The 14870-nt window shown below is 71.4% G+C and carries 18 protein-coding genes; 14 read left to right on the top strand and 4 right to left on the bottom strand.

Features of this window, described 5'->3' with window-relative positions; genetic code table 11:
* Positions 1–182: 182 nt before the first annotated feature.
* The 6 genes from RKD20_RS04420 to RKD20_RS04395 all read left to right on the top strand — a co-directional run bounded on the left by RKD20_RS04420 (position 183) and on the right by RKD20_RS04395 (position 5802).
* Positions 183–596: a cytidine deaminase family protein gene (locus RKD20_RS04420; RefSeq protein ID WP_424883143.1), complete on the top strand. Its 414-nt coding sequence runs from the start codon at positions 183–185 to the stop codon at positions 594–596.
* Between the two features lie 123 nt (positions 597–719).
* Positions 720–1718, top strand: a complete 999-nt coding sequence (locus RKD20_RS04415) for an aldo/keto reductase family protein (protein ID WP_424876493.1) — start codon at positions 720–722, stop codon at positions 1716–1718.
* 213 nt (positions 1719–1931) lie between these two features.
* Positions 1932–3416, top strand: coding sequence for a purine-cytosine permease family protein (locus tag RKD20_RS04410; protein ID WP_424876492.1), 1485 nt, complete (start codon positions 1932–1934; stop codon positions 3414–3416).
* Positions 3413–3961 (top strand): cysteine hydrolase family protein, encoded by a 549-nt coding sequence (locus RKD20_RS04405; RefSeq protein WP_424876491.1) that lies wholly within the window; start codon positions 3413–3415, stop codon positions 3959–3961. The genes RKD20_RS04410 and RKD20_RS04405 overlap by 4 nt, the downstream gene beginning before the upstream one ends.
* A gap of 100 nt (positions 3962–4061) precedes the next feature.
* Positions 4062–5303 carry an acyl-CoA dehydrogenase gene (locus RKD20_RS04400; RefSeq protein WP_424876490.1) on the top strand — a complete coding sequence of 414 codons (1242 nt, stop codon included), beginning with the start codon at positions 4062–4064 and terminating at the stop codon, positions 5301–5303.
* 109 nt (positions 5304–5412) lie between these two features.
* Positions 5413–5802, top strand: a complete 390-nt coding sequence (locus RKD20_RS04395; protein ID WP_020118144.1) for an SseB family protein — start codon at positions 5413–5415, stop codon at positions 5800–5802.
* Positions 5803–6312: 510 nt separating this feature from the next.
* On the opposite strand, the gene RKD20_RS04390 is transcribed toward RKD20_RS04395, so the two are convergent.
* Together RKD20_RS04390 and RKD20_RS04385 are read right to left on the bottom strand one after the other, a co-directional pair.
* Positions 6313–6702 carry a MarR family winged helix-turn-helix transcriptional regulator gene (locus tag RKD20_RS04390; RefSeq protein WP_424876489.1) on the bottom strand — a complete coding sequence of 130 codons (390 nt, stop codon included), beginning with the start codon at positions 6700–6702 and terminating at the stop codon, positions 6313–6315.
* 64 nt (positions 6703–6766) lie between these two features.
* The gene (locus RKD20_RS04385) at positions 6767–7117 is read right to left on the bottom strand and encodes a VOC family protein (RefSeq protein ID WP_280855727.1); all 351 of its coding nucleotides are present in this window, start codon (positions 7115–7117) and stop codon (positions 6767–6769) included.
* A gap of 244 nt (positions 7118–7361) precedes the next feature.
* On the opposite strand from RKD20_RS04385, the gene RKD20_RS04380 reads away from it, so the two are divergent.
* Positions 7362–7532 carry a hypothetical protein gene (locus tag RKD20_RS04380; RefSeq protein ID WP_424876488.1) on the top strand — a complete coding sequence of 57 codons (171 nt, stop codon included), beginning with the start codon at positions 7362–7364 and terminating at the stop codon, positions 7530–7532.
* 59 nt (positions 7533–7591) lie between these two features.
* Here RKD20_RS04380 and RKD20_RS04375 read toward each other — a convergent pair whose 3' ends face one another.
* Positions 7592–8623: a LacI family DNA-binding transcriptional regulator gene (locus RKD20_RS04375; RefSeq protein WP_424876487.1), complete on the bottom strand. Its 1032-nt coding sequence runs from the start codon at positions 8621–8623 to the stop codon at positions 7592–7594.
* 199 nt (positions 8624–8822) lie between these two features.
* On the opposite strand from RKD20_RS04375, the gene RKD20_RS04370 reads away from it, so the two are divergent.
* Positions 8823–10844 carry a beta-galactosidase gene (locus tag RKD20_RS04370; RefSeq protein WP_424876486.1) on the top strand — a complete coding sequence of 674 codons (2022 nt, stop codon included), beginning with the start codon at positions 8823–8825 and terminating at the stop codon, positions 10842–10844.
* A 49-nt stretch (positions 10845–10893) separates the two neighbouring features.
* Here the strand turns inward: RKD20_RS04370 and RKD20_RS04365 are convergent, their stop codons facing one another.
* Positions 10894–11016: a hypothetical protein gene (locus RKD20_RS04365; protein WP_424876485.1), complete on the bottom strand. Its 123-nt coding sequence runs from the start codon at positions 11014–11016 to the stop codon at positions 10894–10896.
* A gap of 77 nt (positions 11017–11093) precedes the next feature.
* Between RKD20_RS04365 and RKD20_RS04360 the strand changes: the two genes are divergently transcribed.
* From RKD20_RS04360 to RKD20_RS04335, 6 genes are all read left to right on the top strand, one after another.
* Positions 11094–11381, top strand: a complete 288-nt coding sequence (locus RKD20_RS04360; protein ID WP_424876484.1) for an ArsR/SmtB family transcription factor — start codon at positions 11094–11096, stop codon at positions 11379–11381.
* Between the two features lie 28 nt (positions 11382–11409).
* Complete coding sequence (locus tag RKD20_RS04355; RefSeq protein WP_424876483.1) at positions 11410–12372, top strand: SMP-30/gluconolactonase/LRE family protein; 963 nt, start codon at positions 11410–11412, stop codon at positions 12370–12372.
* 167 nt (positions 12373–12539) lie between these two features.
* Positions 12540–12995 (top strand): fluoride efflux transporter CrcB, encoded by a 456-nt coding sequence (gene crcB / locus RKD20_RS04350; RefSeq protein WP_424876482.1) that lies wholly within the window; start codon positions 12540–12542, stop codon positions 12993–12995.
* 25 nt (positions 12996–13020) lie between these two features.
* Positions 13021–13401 carry a DUF190 domain-containing protein gene (locus RKD20_RS04345; protein WP_424876481.1) on the top strand — a complete coding sequence of 127 codons (381 nt, stop codon included), beginning with the start codon at positions 13021–13023 and terminating at the stop codon, positions 13399–13401.
* The gene (gene crcB, locus RKD20_RS04340) at positions 13398–13772 is read left to right on the top strand and encodes a fluoride efflux transporter CrcB (RefSeq protein ID WP_424876480.1); all 375 of its coding nucleotides are present in this window, start codon (positions 13398–13400) and stop codon (positions 13770–13772) included. Before RKD20_RS04345 ends, crcB (RKD20_RS04340) begins: the two co-directional genes overlap by 4 nt.
* A 93-nt stretch (positions 13773–13865) precedes the next feature.
* A complete protein-coding gene (locus RKD20_RS04335) occupies positions 13866–14702 on the top strand; it encodes an undecaprenyl-diphosphate phosphatase (RefSeq protein WP_424876479.1) in 837 nt (278 codons plus the stop codon).
* Positions 14703–14870 lie beyond the last annotated feature (168 nt).

Below are 14870 nucleotides of genomic sequence, written 5' to 3'. Positions count from 1 at the left end.
GGTGCGGGTGGGGTCAGCCGTCGTGGAGCGGTACCTCGTCGCGCCGCCGGCCCGCGGCCTCCTGGAGGTGTGGGAAGACCGCTACCGGCGACCGTGGCACCCGGAGTGCCTCGTCCGATATTCGCTTGCATGCGTCCCTCACGCGGGTCAACCTCGCCTGACCCATGACGAAGGCAGAGAAGTTGACCACGCAGCCCCATCCCGTCGACCACGAACTCGTCCAGGCCGCGGCGGATGTCGCCCGCACACGTTGCCGGGGCGACAACCACACCATGGCGGCCGCGGCCAGGGCCCGGAACGGCCGGATCGTCACGGCCGTGAACGCCTACCACTTCACCGGAGGCCCCTGCGCGGAAACGGTCCTCATCGGTGCCGCGGCCGCCCAGGGCGCCCATGAGCTGGACACGATCGTCGCCGTGGGAGACCGCGACCGCGGGGTCGTCCCCCCGTGCGGCCGCTGTCGGCAGGTCCTGCTCGACTACTTCCCCGACCTCAAGGTCATCGTCGGCACGGGCGACCGCACCCGGACCGTGCGCATCACCGACCTGCTGCCCGAGAGCTATGTCTGGGCCGATCACCAGCTCGACGCCGAGTGAAGGAGCGGACCGTATCGATGAGAGCGTGGCATGGTCAGCACTCCGGTGGACAGCAGCGCGGACAGCAGTCTCGTCAGCCCTGCCCCTGAGCCGGCGGCCGGCCCGAAACAAGGAGCGACAACCATGCGGTACCGCACACTCGGCAGCTCGGACCTGAACGTCTCGGAGATCTCGCTCGGATCCTGGCTCACCTACTCCGGCGGCATCGAGGCGGACTCGACCCGCGCCTGTACCGAGGCGGCCTTCGACGCCGGCATCAACTTCTTCGACACCGCCAACGCCTACGGCCGGGGGGCCGCCGAGACGGCCTGGGGCGAGATCCTGTCCGCCCACCCCCGCGACTCCTACCTCCTGGCCACCAAGGTCTACTTCCCGATGTCGGACGACCCGGCCGACCGGGGACTGTCACCCGCCCACATCGCCCAGCAGATCGACGCCTCCCTCACCCGCCTCAGGACCGACCACGTCGACCTGTACCAGGCGCACCGTTTCGACTCCAACGTTCCGATCGAGGACACCGTCGAGGCGTTCCAGAAGGTCGTCGAACAGGGCAAGGCCCGCTACATCGGCTTCAGCGAGTGGACCCCGGAGCAGATGCAGGCGGCGATCGACCTCGCCGGTCCCGATCTGTTCGTCTCCTCCCAGCCGCAGTACTCCATGCTGTGGCAGGCCCCCGAGGCCGAGGTGTTCGGCCTCTGCGCCGCGAACGGCATCTCCCAGATCGTCTGGTCGCCGCTCGCCCAGGGCGTCCTGACCGGCAAGTACAAGCCGGGGCAGCCCGTGCCGGAGGGCAGCCGGTTCGCGTCCGCGGACATGGCGGTCTCCCAGGACCTCGTCTACAGCGAGGCCATCCTGGAGGCGGTCCAGCGTCTCGTTCCGATCGCCGAGCAGGCGGGGATGAGCATGCCCACCCTGGCGCTCGCGTGGGTCCTGCGCCGCACCGAGGTCGCCTCCGCGATCACCGGCGCCTCCCGCCCCGAGCAGGTCCACGCCAACGCGGCTGCCTCCGGCGTGGAACTGTCCGACGACCTCCTCACAGCCGTCGACCAGGCCCTCGGCGACGTCCCCGTCACCGAACCCACGCTCGCCCCCGGCGCCCAGGCCGGAATCAAGCACCGCTGAACTCGTACGGCTGACCGGCCTGGCGGGCACGCAGCGGCGGGGGCCGGCGTCCGCCGGGCCGCCGGCTTCACGCGCACGTGTCCGTCGGCGAACGGCAGGCGCCCTGCGGGGAGTTGGAGCGGCATCTCCAGGGTGACTCCTTCGTCGCGTGATTGACGCCACCGCGCCCCCTGCCTACCGTCGCCCCAACACGTCTGAACAGGCAGGTAGACGATGACGGACTCCTCGGGATCCCCCGACGACAGATCCACCGCCGGCCGATCCACCACCCGGCAACTCCAGGTGGAGACACACGGGTTGGACGTGATCGGCGACGCCGAACGCAAGGGCACACCCAGGACGCTGTTCTGGCCGTGGTTCGGGGCCAACGTCAGTGTCCTCGGTCTGAGTTACGGCGCCTTCGTGCTCGGTTTCGGGATCTCGTTCCGGCAGGCGCTGGTGGCCGGCGTGATCGGGATCGTCTTCTCGTTCCTGCTGTGCGGTTTCGTCGCGGTCGCCGGAAAGCGGGGCTCCGCGCCGACGATGGTGCTCAGCCGCGCCGCCTACGGGGTGCGCGGCAACCGCCTCCCCTCGGTCGTCTCCTGGGTGCTGACCGTCGGCTGGGAGACCGTGCTGTGCGCCCTCGCCACCCTGGCCACGGCGACCGTCTTCGGACGGCTCGGCTGGGGCGGCGGCACCGAGACCAAGGTGATCGCGCTGGTCGTGGTCGCGGGACTCACCGTCGTCGGCGGGGTGATGGGCTTCGACCTGATCATGCGGCTGCAGACCGTGATCACCGTGGTGACGGGCGTACTGACCGTCGTCTACGTCGGCCTCGTCGCCGACCACATCCACTGGAGCACCGTCAGCGCTCTTCCGGCGGGCTCCGCCCAGGAGTTCATCGGCGCGCTGGTCTTCATGATGACCGGCTTCGGCCTCGGCTGGGTCAACGCAGCCGCCGACTACTCCCGCTATCTGCCCCGGACCTCGTCGAGCCGGGGCGTGGTCGGCTGGACCACCTTCGGCGCCTCCGTGGCCCCGCTGCTCCTGCTGGTCTTCGGACTGCTGCTGGCCGGATCGTCCACCAAGCTCAACGCCGCCGTCGCCGCCGACCCGATCGGCGCGCTCACCACCATCCTGCCCACCTGGTTCCTGGTGCCCTTCGCCGTCGTCGCGGTCCTCGGCCTGGTCGGCGGGGCCGTACTCGACATCTACTCCTCGGGCCTCGCCCTGCTCTCGGCGGGCCTCAGGATCCCGCGCCCGCTGGCGGCACTCGTCGACGGCGTCCTGATGATCGCGGGCTCCGTCTACATCGTGTTCTTCGCCGACGACTTCCTCGGCCAGTTCATGGGTTTCCTCACCACCCTCGGCGTCCCCATCGCCGCCTGGTGCGGCATTCTGCTCGCCGACCTCCTGCTGCGCCGCCGCGACTACGACGAGAACGACCTCTACCGCCCGAGCGGCCGCTACGGCGACGTACCGCCCACCTCGCTGATCCTGACGGTCCTCGCCACCGCCCTCGGCTGGGGCCTGGTCACCAACTCGGCCGCGAGCTGGCTGGACTGGCAGGGCTATCTCCTCGGCCCGTTCGGCCTCGGCGGCACGTCCGGCGCCTGGGCGTACGCCAACCTCGGCGTGCTGGCGGCGCTGGCGGTGGGCTTCCTCGGCACCCTGGCCTTCGGCCGCGGACGGGTCCGCGCGCAGGAGGACGCCGTATGACGACGGGGTGGCTCGCGGTCATCGACATGCAGCACGTCTTCGCCGAGCCCGACAGCCCCTGGGCCGCCCCTCGGTACGCCGAGGCGGCGGCAGGCGTACGACGACTGCTGCCGGCCTTCGCCGAACGGGTCACGTTCACCCGCTTCGTCGCCCCCGGCGAACCCACGGGCGCCTGGCGGGCCTACTACGCGCAGTGGCCCTTCGCCCGCCAGTCGCCGGAGGCTCCGCTGTGGCGCCTCACCGCCGAGTTCGCCGACCGGGCACCGCTCGAGCACGTCATGGACGCGACCACCTTCGGCAAGTGGTCCCCCGAACTGGCCGCCCGTGTCGGCCCTGAGGGGCGTCTGGTCCTGGCCGGTGTCAGTACCGACTGCTGCGTCCTGTCCACGGCCCTCGCCGCCGCCGACGCGGGCGTCGAGACCCTGGTGGTGTCCGACGCCTGCGCCGGGGCCGACGACGCCTCGCACATCAGGGCGCTGGACATGATGGAGCTGTACGGCCCGCTGATCCGGATCGTCACCGTGGATCAACTGATCGGAACCTGACGGCACTTGGCGATATCCGGTCGGTGTCGTGCGGCGCCCGGCCGTGTTGAATCGCCGGTAGCGCAGCACGGACGGACGGCCCCACACGTCAGGAGGCATCGTGACAGCGGTTCCCGAACCCGGTCTCACCGAGCGGGAGATCATCGAACGGGCCGCGGCCCTCAGGCCCGCGCTCCTCGCACGCCAGGCGGAGACCGAGCGGCTCACGCACTACTCCGAGGACACCCACGACGACTTCCTGAGCGCCGGTTTCTACCGGATCCTCCAGCCGCGCCGCTACGGCGGCCACGAGTTCGCCCTGCCCGTCTTCTACCGCGTGGTCGTCGAGATCGCCCACGGCTGCCCCTCCACCGGCTGGGCCCTGTCCCTGACCGCCGCCCATGTGCTCCAGGTCTGCACGGTCTTCGACGAGAAGGCCCAGGACGAACTCTTCACCCCCGACGGCGACTTCCGGGCCGCCTCCACGGTCGCCCCCGTCGGCGTCGCACGGCCCGACGGCCCCGACCACATCGCCCTCGACGGCACATGGCCGTACTCCTCGGGCGCCCCCTGGTCCACGCACTACGTCGGCCAGACCCTGCGCGCCCCCGAAAAGCCGGGCGACCCGCCCGGTCCGCCCGTTCTGTTCGTCGCCCCGCGCTCGGAGTGGACGGTCCTCGACGACTGGCGCGGCGCCCTCGGCCTGCGCGGCACCGGATCCAACAGCATCCGCATGGAACAGGCCCGGATCCCCGTCCACTTCATGCGCGAGACCAGCCTGCTGGACCTGCCGGTGGAGGGCGGCAGCGTCGGCTCCAAGCTGCACGGCAACCCGATGTACGCGGGCCGCGCGCCCAGCTTCTTCCACGGCGAGTTGGCCGCCGTCATGATCGGCATCGCCTACGCCGCCGCCGACGAGTACGCCCGGATCGTCGCCGCCCGCCCCCTGCCCCTGGAACCCGACCGCACCCGCGCCGACCTGCACGACTACCAGCGCCACCTCGGCGAGGCCCTCGGCATGATCCACCTGGCCGAGGCGGGCCTCAGGCAGACCGCCGAGGACTGGATGGAAGCCTGTCGCCGTAACGTGAGCGGCAAGGCGCCCTTCACCACGGCCGTGGACAACCGGCTCGCCCTGACGTTCCTCAACGCCGGACGCATGGCCTGGGACGTCCTCCAGGGCATCCTGTTCCGCACGGCCGGCTCCCGCCACGCGCGCGACGGCGAACGGATGCAGCGCTACTTCCGGGACGCGGCCACGTACTGGACCCATGTCGGACCCGGCATGTACGAGCCGCTCCTGCGCCGGGTCGGATGCGACACCCTCGGTCTGCCCTCGGAACACATCGCGCTGATTCCCTGACGTCCCGCACGCATGCTCTCGGCACGCTCGGGTACGCGAGCAGCACCGCGTCCTGGGCGATCATGCCCGCGGGCGAGGCCGCACGACCGCCGCTACCAGGGGATCTGCCATGGACACACCCGCCAACGACCACAACGCCACACCGGCTCAGCGGGCGCTGGACGCGCTGACGCAGAACACCGAGGACACGACGGCGCTGGACACGCTCGCGACCAGTGAGGTGCTCATTCCGGTGCCCGACGACGCCGCGGACGAGGACACGACCGTGGCGCTGCCGGTGCTGGAGCAGCAGGACGGCGCACCCGTGGTGCCCGTCTTCACTTCAGAGACGGAGATGGCCGAACTGCTTCCGTTCGTCTCCCGCTACCGTCTGGTGCCGCTGGGCGCGCTCGCCGCGCAGTGGCCGGACGGCGATCTCTCGCTCTCGATCGACGCCAGCTCCACGCACCCGCTGACGCTCACGTCCGAGGGCGTGCGCACGCTGCTGGCGCGGCCGTAGGGCTGACCGCGGCAGGCCTCACACGGTGGGGCCCGGCCACCACGTGCGACGGAGGGGGAGCGGCCGGGCCCGCAGAGGGTGCGACCTGCTCCCGCTGCCGCACCTTGGTTCTCGCCTGCGAAAACAGAGATGAGCGGCGCCGACCCTGCTCATCCCCGGCGCGCCGTGCGATCGCCGTGACCCGACCATAGGACCGATCCGGCAGGCCGTCGCTCCGGAATCGTGGCGCATGTCCGCAAAGCGCGGCGGATGGGCGGGCAGGACGGCTCACGCGGCGCGCGGTGTCCGCGAGGGCGACTCCCCGAAGCGCTCCCGGTACCGCCGCGCTAACCGGCCCAGACGCCATGGGCGACATGCCGACATGCCTACGGGAGGCTTCCCCGCAGAGTGCGCAGGCGGACCTGGCCGTGCGCCTCTTCCGGCGAGTTCGTCGCGTAACTGCCGAACTCGGCACAGCGCCGTTGCGGGGGCGCTCGCGACCCGGCCGCGCAGCCGCCGCTGGCCGTCCCCCTAGCCGTCGAGCATCTTCGCCAAGACCTCGCGCTGGAGCGGCAGTACCTCGGAGTGCAGGTCACGGCCCTTGCGGGTGAGGGACACCCAGACGCCGCGCCGGTCCTCCACGCACATGGACCGCGCCACGAGACCGTCCTTCTCCAGGCGGCCGATCAGGCGGGACAGGGCGCTCTGGCTGAGATGCACCCGGCCGACGAGGTTCTGCACCCGGCACTGGTCACCCTCCCGGGGCGACTCGGTGGCGAGGATGTCGAGGACCTCGAAATCGCTCGCGCCCAGCCCGTGAGGGTGCAGCACGCGGTCGATCTCGCACATCGTGCGCGCGTGCACCGAGAGGATGTCCCGCCACCGCTCCTCAAGGCCGGTCCCGACCGTGTTCACCGCCATACATGCACGGTAACACCGATCCGGCCATTGTTGCCTGTGCAACTAGTGCGTGTGCAAGCAATGGTCAGGCCTGCGGATCCTGCGTGATCCCCACCAGATTGCCGTCCGCGTCCTTGACGAAGGCGATCAGCTTGCCGCCGCCGACGTCCTGGACGTCCTGCAAGGTCTCCGCCCCGGCCGCCACCAGGGCCGCGAGCGTGGCGCGGATGTCGTCGACGTGCCAGTAGGGCACCGGGCCGGTCATGCCCCTGGCGTGGCCGTTCGGGTCGAGCCCGACGTCCTGCCCCGCGTCCTTGAAGCCGACGTAGTACGGCTCGTCCGCATACGGCTCCACCCCCAGCAGTGCGCTGAACAGGGCCTTCGCCGCGGTCAGGTCCTTGACGGGGTAGATGATCGTCTTGAGGCCGGCAGTCATGGTGTGCTCCTTCGAGTGGTGTCCCCGACGTTCCGTGTCGGTGGTTTCACGCTAGGCCGGGGGAGGGGAGTCGCGCTTCTCCGATCCTGATCGGTCACGGCGACGGGGACGGTCCGCGGGGAGGTGGGACAGGGGGCGTCCGGCTAGGCCCGCCGCACCCGCGGTACCGGCCCGAAGTGCTCAGCGAGAGCCCCGACCGCGTGCCTCGGCTCCGGCGAGCGGGTGATGGCGACGGCACGCGCGCGTGGGAGACGTCGACTTCGTGGGCGTGGACGCCTGCGCGCAGTCTCCGGACCGCTCCGAGCAGGGCTACCGCGCCGACCACGTTTACGAGGGCGGTCCCCGCCGCGCCCGCCGCACCCCGTTGCCCGGCGGCTGCTTGCCCGGCGCCGCTGACCGGACCGCCGAGCAGTGAACGCGCCGCCCTTGACCGGGTGTTCCTAGTGCGGGCCACCGGCCGTCCTGAGACCCGGCTCAGGTCGACTCGCGTCGTACCAGCTCCGTGGGCAGGATCACCGCCGCCGGATCCTCGCCGCCCAGCTGGGCCAGCAGCAGCCGGACCATCTCGGCGCTGATGCGGTCGTATGGCTGGCGGATCGTGGTGAGGGTGGGGGTGGCCTCCGTCGCGGCGATGGAGTCGTCGAAGCCGCCCACGGCCACGTCCTCGGGGATCCGGCGGTCCGCCCGGCGCAGTGCCGTCAGGGCGCCGAGCGCCATGAGGTCGGAGGCGACGAACACGGCGTCCAGGTCGGGGGCCTGGGCCAGCAGCCGTTCGGTGCCCGCCTCTCCGGCGGCCCGGCTGTAGTCGCCGGAGACGACGAGCCGCTCGTCGATCTCGAGACCGGCCTCCGTCAGCACCTCCTTGTACCCGGCGAGACGGTCGACGCCGCCGGGCGAGTCCAGCGGGCCGGTCACGATGCCGATCCGGCGGCGGCCCAGGGACAGCAGATGGCGCACCATGTCACGGGCGCCGTCGCGGTCGTCCGCGGCCACGTAACTCACCTTCGAGCCGGACCTCATGGGCTTGCCGCACTGGACGACGGGCACGCCCGCCTTGTGCAGTTCCTCGGCCACCGGGTCGGCGGAGTGGCTGGTCACCAGCAGGACGCCGTCGAGGTGGCCCGCCGTGATGAACCGCTTGATCCGGCGCCGCTCGTCCTCGGTCCCGGCCAGCATCAGCAGCAGCGGGATGTCGTGCGCGGCCAGCGCCTGGGTGCAGCCGCGCAGCAGCACGTTGAAGTTGGGGTCCTCGAAGAACCGCTCCTGGGGTTCCGTGAGCAGGAAGCCGACCGAGTCGGAGCGGCCGGTGATCAGTGAGCGGGCGTGCCGGTTGACGACGTACCCCGTCTTGCGGATGGCGGCGTTGACCGCCTCCAGGGCGGGAGGGCTGACGTAGTGTCCGCCGTTGAGCACACGCGAGACGGTGCCCCGCGAGACCCCGGCCTCGCGGGCCACGTCGTGGATCGTCGGCGGTCTGCGCCGGGCCCCCGCATTGTTCATGGTCAAGACTCTAAGGCCCTCGGGGGCCGGGAAAGGGTGCTCGTACGGCGGGACGGCCGGCCGGGAAGGCGAACGAGCTGGGATCGTGCACAGAAATGTGTCAGGAAGGGCACTTGGCAAGGGTCACCTCTGTGCGGTTATCTTGGGCCGCACGCTTCTGGAGCTGTGTGTGCACGTTCCCAACGAATCGAAACGGGAGAGACCCATGCCGGAGACCACCCCCAGGGGCCTCACCAGGCTTGCCTTCGGCGGGGACTACAACCCGGAGCAGTGGCCCGAGAGCGTCTGGGACGAGGACGTCCGGCTGATGCGCGAGGCCGGGGTCACGATGGTCAGCGTCGGGATCTTCTCCTGGGCGCTCCTGGAGCCGGAACCGGGCGTGTACGACTTCGGCTGGCTGGACCGGATCCTCGGCCTGCTGCACGAGAACGGCGTCCGCGTCGACCTCGGCACGCCCACGGTCGTCCCGCCCGCCTGGTTCTACCGCGCCCACCCCGACGCGCTGCCCGTGACGGCCGACGGCACCCGTCTCGCCTTCGGCTCGCGCGGCGCCATCTGCCACAGCAACAGCGCCTACCGGGCGGCCGCCGCGAACATCACCACCCGGCTCGCCGAGCGCTACGCCGACCACCCGGCCCTCGCGATGTGGCACGTGCACAACGAGTACGGCGTCCCCGTCTCCGCCTGCTACTGCGACTCCTGCGCCGCCCACTTCCGCCGCTGGCTCCGGTCGACGTACGGCGGTGTCGACGGCGTCAACGAGGCCTGGGGCACCGCCTTCTGGGGTCAGCGCTACACGAGCCTCGAACAGATCGACCCGCCGCGCACCGCGGCCACCGTCGGCAACCCCGGCCAGGCGCTGGCCTACAAGCGGTTCGCCGACGCCACCATGCGCGAGAACTTCCGCATGGAGCGGGACATCCTGCACCGGCTCTCCCCGGGCGTCCCGGTCACCACCAACTTCATGACCGCGCTCAGCCAGTGCGACTCCGTCGACTACTGGGCCTGGGGCCGCGAGGTCGACATCGTCACCAACGACCACTACCTCATCACCGACGGCCGCCGCACCCACGTCAACCTCGCGATGGCCGCCGACCTCACCCGCTCGGTCGCGGGCGGCGCCCCCTGGATCCTGCTGGAGCACTCCACCTCGGGCGTCAACTGGCAGCCCCGCAACCCCGCCAAGACCCCCGGCCAGATGGCCCGCAACTCCCTGGCACACGTGGCCCGCGGCTCCGAGGGCGCCATGTTCTTCCAGTGGCGCCAGTCCCGGCGCGGCGCCGAGAAGTTCCACTCGGCGATGGTCCCGCACGGCGGCACCGACACGCGCGTGTGGCGCGAGGTCGTCGAACTGGGCGCCTGTCTCGACTCGTTGAGCACCGTCCGCGGCACCCGCACCCAGGCGGACGTGGCCGTCCTGTGGGACTGGCACTCGTGGTGGGCGCAGAACCTCGACTGGCGTCCCAGCCAGGACCATGACGCGCGCGAGCGCGCCGACGCCTTCTACGAGGCCCTCTACGACCGCCACCTCACGGTCGACTTCGCCCGTCCGGAAGCCGACTTGTCGGCTTATCCCCTTGTCGTCGTGCCCGCGCTGTACCTGATGACGGCGGCCGCGGGGACCAACCTCAAGGAGTACGTCCAGCAGGGCGGCACCCTCGTCGTGTCGTACTTCTCGGGCATCGTCGACGAACACGACGCCGTCCACGCGGGCGCTTACCCGGGCGCCCTCAGGGATGTCCTCGGCCTGACCGTGGAGGAGTTCTCGCCACTGCTGCCGGGCCAGTCGGTCCGTATCACCGGCCCCGACGGCTCCGAGCTCACCGGTGACGTGTGGACCGAGTTCGTGGTGCCGCGCGATGCCGAGACCGTGTGGACGTACGCCGACGGCCTGGCCGCCGGCCACCCCGCCGTCACGCGGAACCGCCACGGCGAGGGCACCGCCTGGTACGTCTCCACGCGCCTGGCCGCCCAGGGCCTCGACGCGCTGCTCGGCTGGGCCGCCGAGGACGCCCAGCTCCCCTCGCGCGCCGACCTGCCCCACGACGTCGAGGTGGTCCGACGCAACGGAGACTCCGGTTCCTACGTCTTCATGGTCAACCACACCGCGTCGGAGGCCAAGGTGCCCCTGGACGCGGCGGGCACCGAACTGCTGACCGGCGAACGTGCCGCGGGACGGCTCGCCGTCCCGGCCGGCGCCGTCCGGGTCGTACGACTCGACGGCTGAACCGACTCCCCTCCGCCCGCGAGACCACGAGCCGCGGGCGGAGGGGGCCTCACTCCCACACCGTCTTCACGACCTCCCGCCCGGCCCCGAACCCGCGGGGAGGGCGCGCCCCCTCCTGGCCGCCGCGCGCGCCGAACGGCCCTTCGCCGCCGAGGAGTTCCATCTCGGACAAGCTCAAGGACTCCGGGACACGGCGGCTTCCCCTGCGGGACAGTGGACACACGCAGAAGGAGGGGCGGAGGGGACGAGATGCTGAGGACTCCGGCCAACCAGACGCGCCTGGACATCCTGGAGTGGCTGAAGGACCCGGCCGCGCACTTCCCGTCGCAGCGCCACGGCGACCCCGGCCGGGACGGAGTCACCGCCCGCGCGGTCGCGGTCAAGCTGGGCGTGCCCCGCTCGGTCGCGGAGACCCACTTGGGCCTCCTCGTGGACATCGGCCTGCTGCGCACCAGGAGAGTCCGGTGGCGCACGTACTACCGTCGCGACGAGATGCGCATCGCCGAGGTGGCGCGCATGTTCGAAAAGGGCTGGTAGCGACCCGCACCGGAAGGGCAGACACCCGATGGACCGTCCCACCGCACTGATTCCCCGCCATTACGTCGCGATCGGCGGCCACGGTCCCGAGGACGTCGTCGCCGACGCCCGCGGCCGGGTTCTCGCCGGCGTGGCGGACGGCCGCATCCTGCGCATCGACGGACTGACCCGACCCCGTGCCGCCCGTGTAGAGGTGCTCGCCGAGACCGGCGGCAGGCCGCTCGGCCTCGAACTCCTCCCGGACGGCGCCCTGTTGGTGTGCGACGCGGAACGCGGACTGCTGGGCGTCGACCTCGCCGACGGCACCGTACGCGTGGTCGCCGACGAGGTCGAGGGGGAGCGGCTGCGGTTCACCAGCAACGTGGTCGCGCTGTCCGACGGCAGCGTGTACTTCACCGTGTCCAGCCGCCGTTACCCCCTCGACCAGTGGATCGGCGACATCGTCGAACACACCGGCACCGGCCGCCTGCTGCGCCTGGCACCCGGCGACGACACCCCCGAAGTCCTCCTGGAGGGGCTCCAGTTCGCCAACGGCGTGGCCGCGAGCGGCGACGAGTCCTTCCTGGTCGTCGCCGAGACCGGGGCTCGCCGGCTCACCCGCTACTGGCTCGACGGACCACTGGCCGGACGCGCCGAGCACTTCGCCGAGAACCTCCCCGGCATGCCCGACAACATCTGGCGCGGCGGACCCGACGGCCCGATCTGGGTCTCCCTCGCCGGACCCCGCGTGCCCCCGCTCGACCTGCTGCACCGCGCCGCACCGCCCGTACGCCGGGCCGCCGCCCGCGTCGCCGTGCACGCCCCCTACCGCCCCACGGGAGGCATCGGCGTCCTCGCCGTGGACGACACGGGCGAGGTCGTCCACCACCTCGCCCGCACCCGGTCCCGCTTCCGCATGGTCACCAGCGTCTGCGAGGCCTCCGGCCACCTGGTCCTCGGCAGCCTCTGGGAGCGCGGTATCGCGCTGTGCGAGCCGCCCGCCGCGAAGTGACCCCGGCGACGCCCCGGCGTTAGGCTGGTCCTCGGTCGCGATCATCCTCGCGGCACGGCGGTGGGGCCCGCCGTACCCGAACCGCGGCGAAGGCGCCGCCAACGGTCCCTACTTGCGATGGAGCGCGCCCGTGTGCCCGGGCCCCGGCGAGTAGGAGAGACACGACCATGACAGCCCCGGAGAGCCTGCGCGCCCCCGCCGTACCCGCACGTCAGTCCCTCTGGCAGGGCCAGGCGCCCGTGGTCGCGGTGGTCGCGCTCGGCGGCGCCCTGGGCGCGACGGCCCGGTACGCGCTCTCCCTCCACTGGCCCACCCCGCCCGGCGGATTCCCCTGGGCGACCTTCTGGACCAACGTCGTCGGCTGTGCCGTCATCGGTGTGTTCATGGTCGTCATCACCGACGTGTGGGCCGCCCACCGCCTGGTCCGCCCCTTCTTCGGCACCGGCGTCCTCGGCGGCTTCACCACCTTCTCGACCTACGCCGTCGACATCCAGAAACTCGTCGACCACGGCCGGCCCGCCACGGGCCTGGCCTATCTCGCCGCGACCCTGCTCGCGGCCCTCACGGCGGTGTGGCTCGCGTCCACGGCGGCCCGCCGCGTCCTGAAGTGGAGGCAGCCATGACGCGCGTCCTGAAGCGGAGGCGGCCATGACGAGGCTGACCGGCAGCGCCCTGCGCGTGACCGTCTACATCGGTGAGAACGACACCTGGCACCACAAGCCCCTCTACGCGGAGATCGTGCACCGCGCCCACGCCGCCGGTCTCGCCGGGGCCAGCGTCTTCCGGGGCATCGAGGGCTTCGGCGCCTCCTCCCTGATCCACACCTCCCGGCTGCTGTCCCTCAGTGAGGATCTGCCGGTGGCCGTCGTCATCGTCGACACCGAGACGCGCGTACGGGAGTTCCTGCCGCAGCTCGACGAACTCGTCACCGAGGGCCTGGTGACCCTCGACCACTGCGAGGTCATCCGGTACGTCGGCCGCCACGCGAACCAGGGCATAGCGGGCACGAAGGGTAAGAAGTCGTTGTGAACTGGATGCTGGTCGTTCTGGGGGCCATGGTCGGTGCCCCGCTCCGCTATCTCACCGACCGCGCGGTGCAGTCCCGGCACGACTCGGTGTTCCCCTGGGGCACCTTCGCCGTCAATGTCACGGGCTGTCTGATCCTCGGGCTGCTCACCGGCGCCGTGGCCGCGGGGGCCGCCGGGCCTCACCTCCAACTCCTCCTGGGCACCGGCCTGTGCGGGGCCCTCACGACGTACTCGACCTTCTCCTACGAGACCCTCCGGCTCACCGAGACCGGGGCACGCCTGTACGGCGTGGCCAACGTGGCCGCGAGCGTGGTGGCCGGTCTCGGGGCCGCCTTCGCGGGGGTGGCGCTGGCGCAGGCCGTCTGGACGTAGGCGTATCGGCGGGAGCCGCGCGACAGGCCCTTGTCCGCGTGTAGTAAGACTGTGCCCTCCGCACCTGCGTTCCCCTGAGAAGAACTGGATCCCATGAGCGTCATCAGCGTCGGTCAGGCCGTCGTCCTCGGAGCCGTCGAGGGAGTGACCGAGTTCCTTCCCGTCTCCTCCACCGGCCATCTGAAGATCGTCGAGGGGCTGATGAACATCCCCGTCGACGACGACGCCGTCGTCGGGTTCTCGGCCGTCATCCAGGTCGGCGCGATCGCGGCCGTGCTCGTGTACTTCTTCAAGGACATCGTGCGCATCGTCTCCGCGTGGGGGAGGGGGCTGGTCAACAAGGAGGAGCGCTACCACCACGACTACAAGTTCGCGTGGTGGGTGATCGCGGCGACCGTCCCGATCGTCGTCGTCGGCCTCGCCGCCAAGCCGCTCATCGAGGGGCCGCTCGCCTCCCTGTGGGTGGTCGCGGGCTCCCTGATCGCCGGCAGCGGTGTGATGTGGGCGGCGGACCAGATGGGCCGGCACAAGCGCGGGGAGGACGACACCACGTTCAAGGACGCGATGCTGGTCGGCAGCTCGCAGATCCTCGCGCTGCTCTTCCCCGGCTTCTCCCGCTCCGGCGCGACCATGTCCACGGCCCTGATGCTTGACCTCGACCGCGTGGCAGCCACCCGCCTCTCCTTCTTCCTCGGCATCCCCGCCCTCACCGGGGCCGGAATCTACGAGCTCAAGGACGCCCTGGGCGCGGGCGTGGGCGCGGCCCCGCTCGCCGTCGGCACGGCCGTCTCCTTCGTCGTCGCCTACGCCTCCATCGCCTGGCTGCTGAAGTTCGTGGCCAAGCACTCCTTCAACGCCTTCGTGATCTACCGAATCATCGTGGGCCTACTGCTCTTCGGCCTGCTGGCCACGGGGACGCTGGACAGCTGACGGGTACGGGGCTGCGGGGCGGCTCACGTCTCAGGGGTGAGGGGCAGCCGACTGTCGTGAGGGCGTGGGGGCGGTCTAGGTCGTAGGGGTTGCGAGACGACTGACCGCCAGTGGCGTGCATGGTGGCCCACACGGCAGGGGCCGCGGCCCAGCCACCACGCGGGCGCG

Origin of the sequence: Streptomyces sp. SLBN-8D4, assembly GCF_049739545.1 — a bacterium.
Lineage (GTDB): Bacteria > Actinomycetota > Actinomycetes > Streptomycetales > Streptomycetaceae > Streptomyces > Streptomyces canus_C.
The sequence above is the reverse complement of the archived record's forward strand: the minus strand, read 5'-3'. Positions and strand labels throughout refer to the sequence as shown.

Coding starts and splice junctions, on each gene's coding strand:
- RKD20_RS04390 (WP_424876489.1), bottom strand. CDS start 6,702: ATGGCGGTGAACACGGTCGGGACCGGCCTTGAGGAGCGGTGGCGGGAC.
- RKD20_RS04385 (WP_280855727.1), bottom strand. CDS start 7,117: ATGACTGCCGGCCTCAAGACGATCATCTACCCCGTCAAGGACCTGACC.
- RKD20_RS04345 (WP_424876481.1), top strand. CDS start 13,021: ATGACGAGGCTGACCGGCAGCGCCCTGCGCGTGACCGTCTACATCGGT.
- RKD20_RS04405 (WP_424876491.1), top strand. CDS start 3,413: ATGACGACGGGGTGGCTCGCGGTCATCGACATGCAGCACGTCTTCGCC.
- RKD20_RS04410 (WP_424876492.1), top strand. CDS start 1,932: ATGACGGACTCCTCGGGATCCCCCGACGACAGATCCACCGCCGGCCGA.
- RKD20_RS04335 (WP_424876479.1), top strand. CDS start 13,866: ATGAGCGTCATCAGCGTCGGTCAGGCCGTCGTCCTCGGAGCCGTCGAG.
- RKD20_RS04395 (WP_020118144.1), top strand. CDS start 5,413: ATGGACACACCCGCCAACGACCACAACGCCACACCGGCTCAGCGGGCG.
- RKD20_RS04355 (WP_424876483.1), top strand. CDS start 11,410: ATGGACCGTCCCACCGCACTGATTCCCCGCCATTACGTCGCGATCGGC.
- RKD20_RS04415 (WP_424876493.1), top strand. CDS start 720: ATGCGGTACCGCACACTCGGCAGCTCGGACCTGAACGTCTCGGAGATC.
- RKD20_RS04360 (WP_424876484.1), top strand. CDS start 11,094: ATGCTGAGGACTCCGGCCAACCAGACGCGCCTGGACATCCTGGAGTGG.
- RKD20_RS04370 (WP_424876486.1), top strand. CDS start 8,823: ATGCCGGAGACCACCCCCAGGGGCCTCACCAGGCTTGCCTTCGGCGGG.
- crcB (WP_424876482.1), top strand. CDS start 12,540: ATGACAGCCCCGGAGAGCCTGCGCGCCCCCGCCGTACCCGCACGTCAG.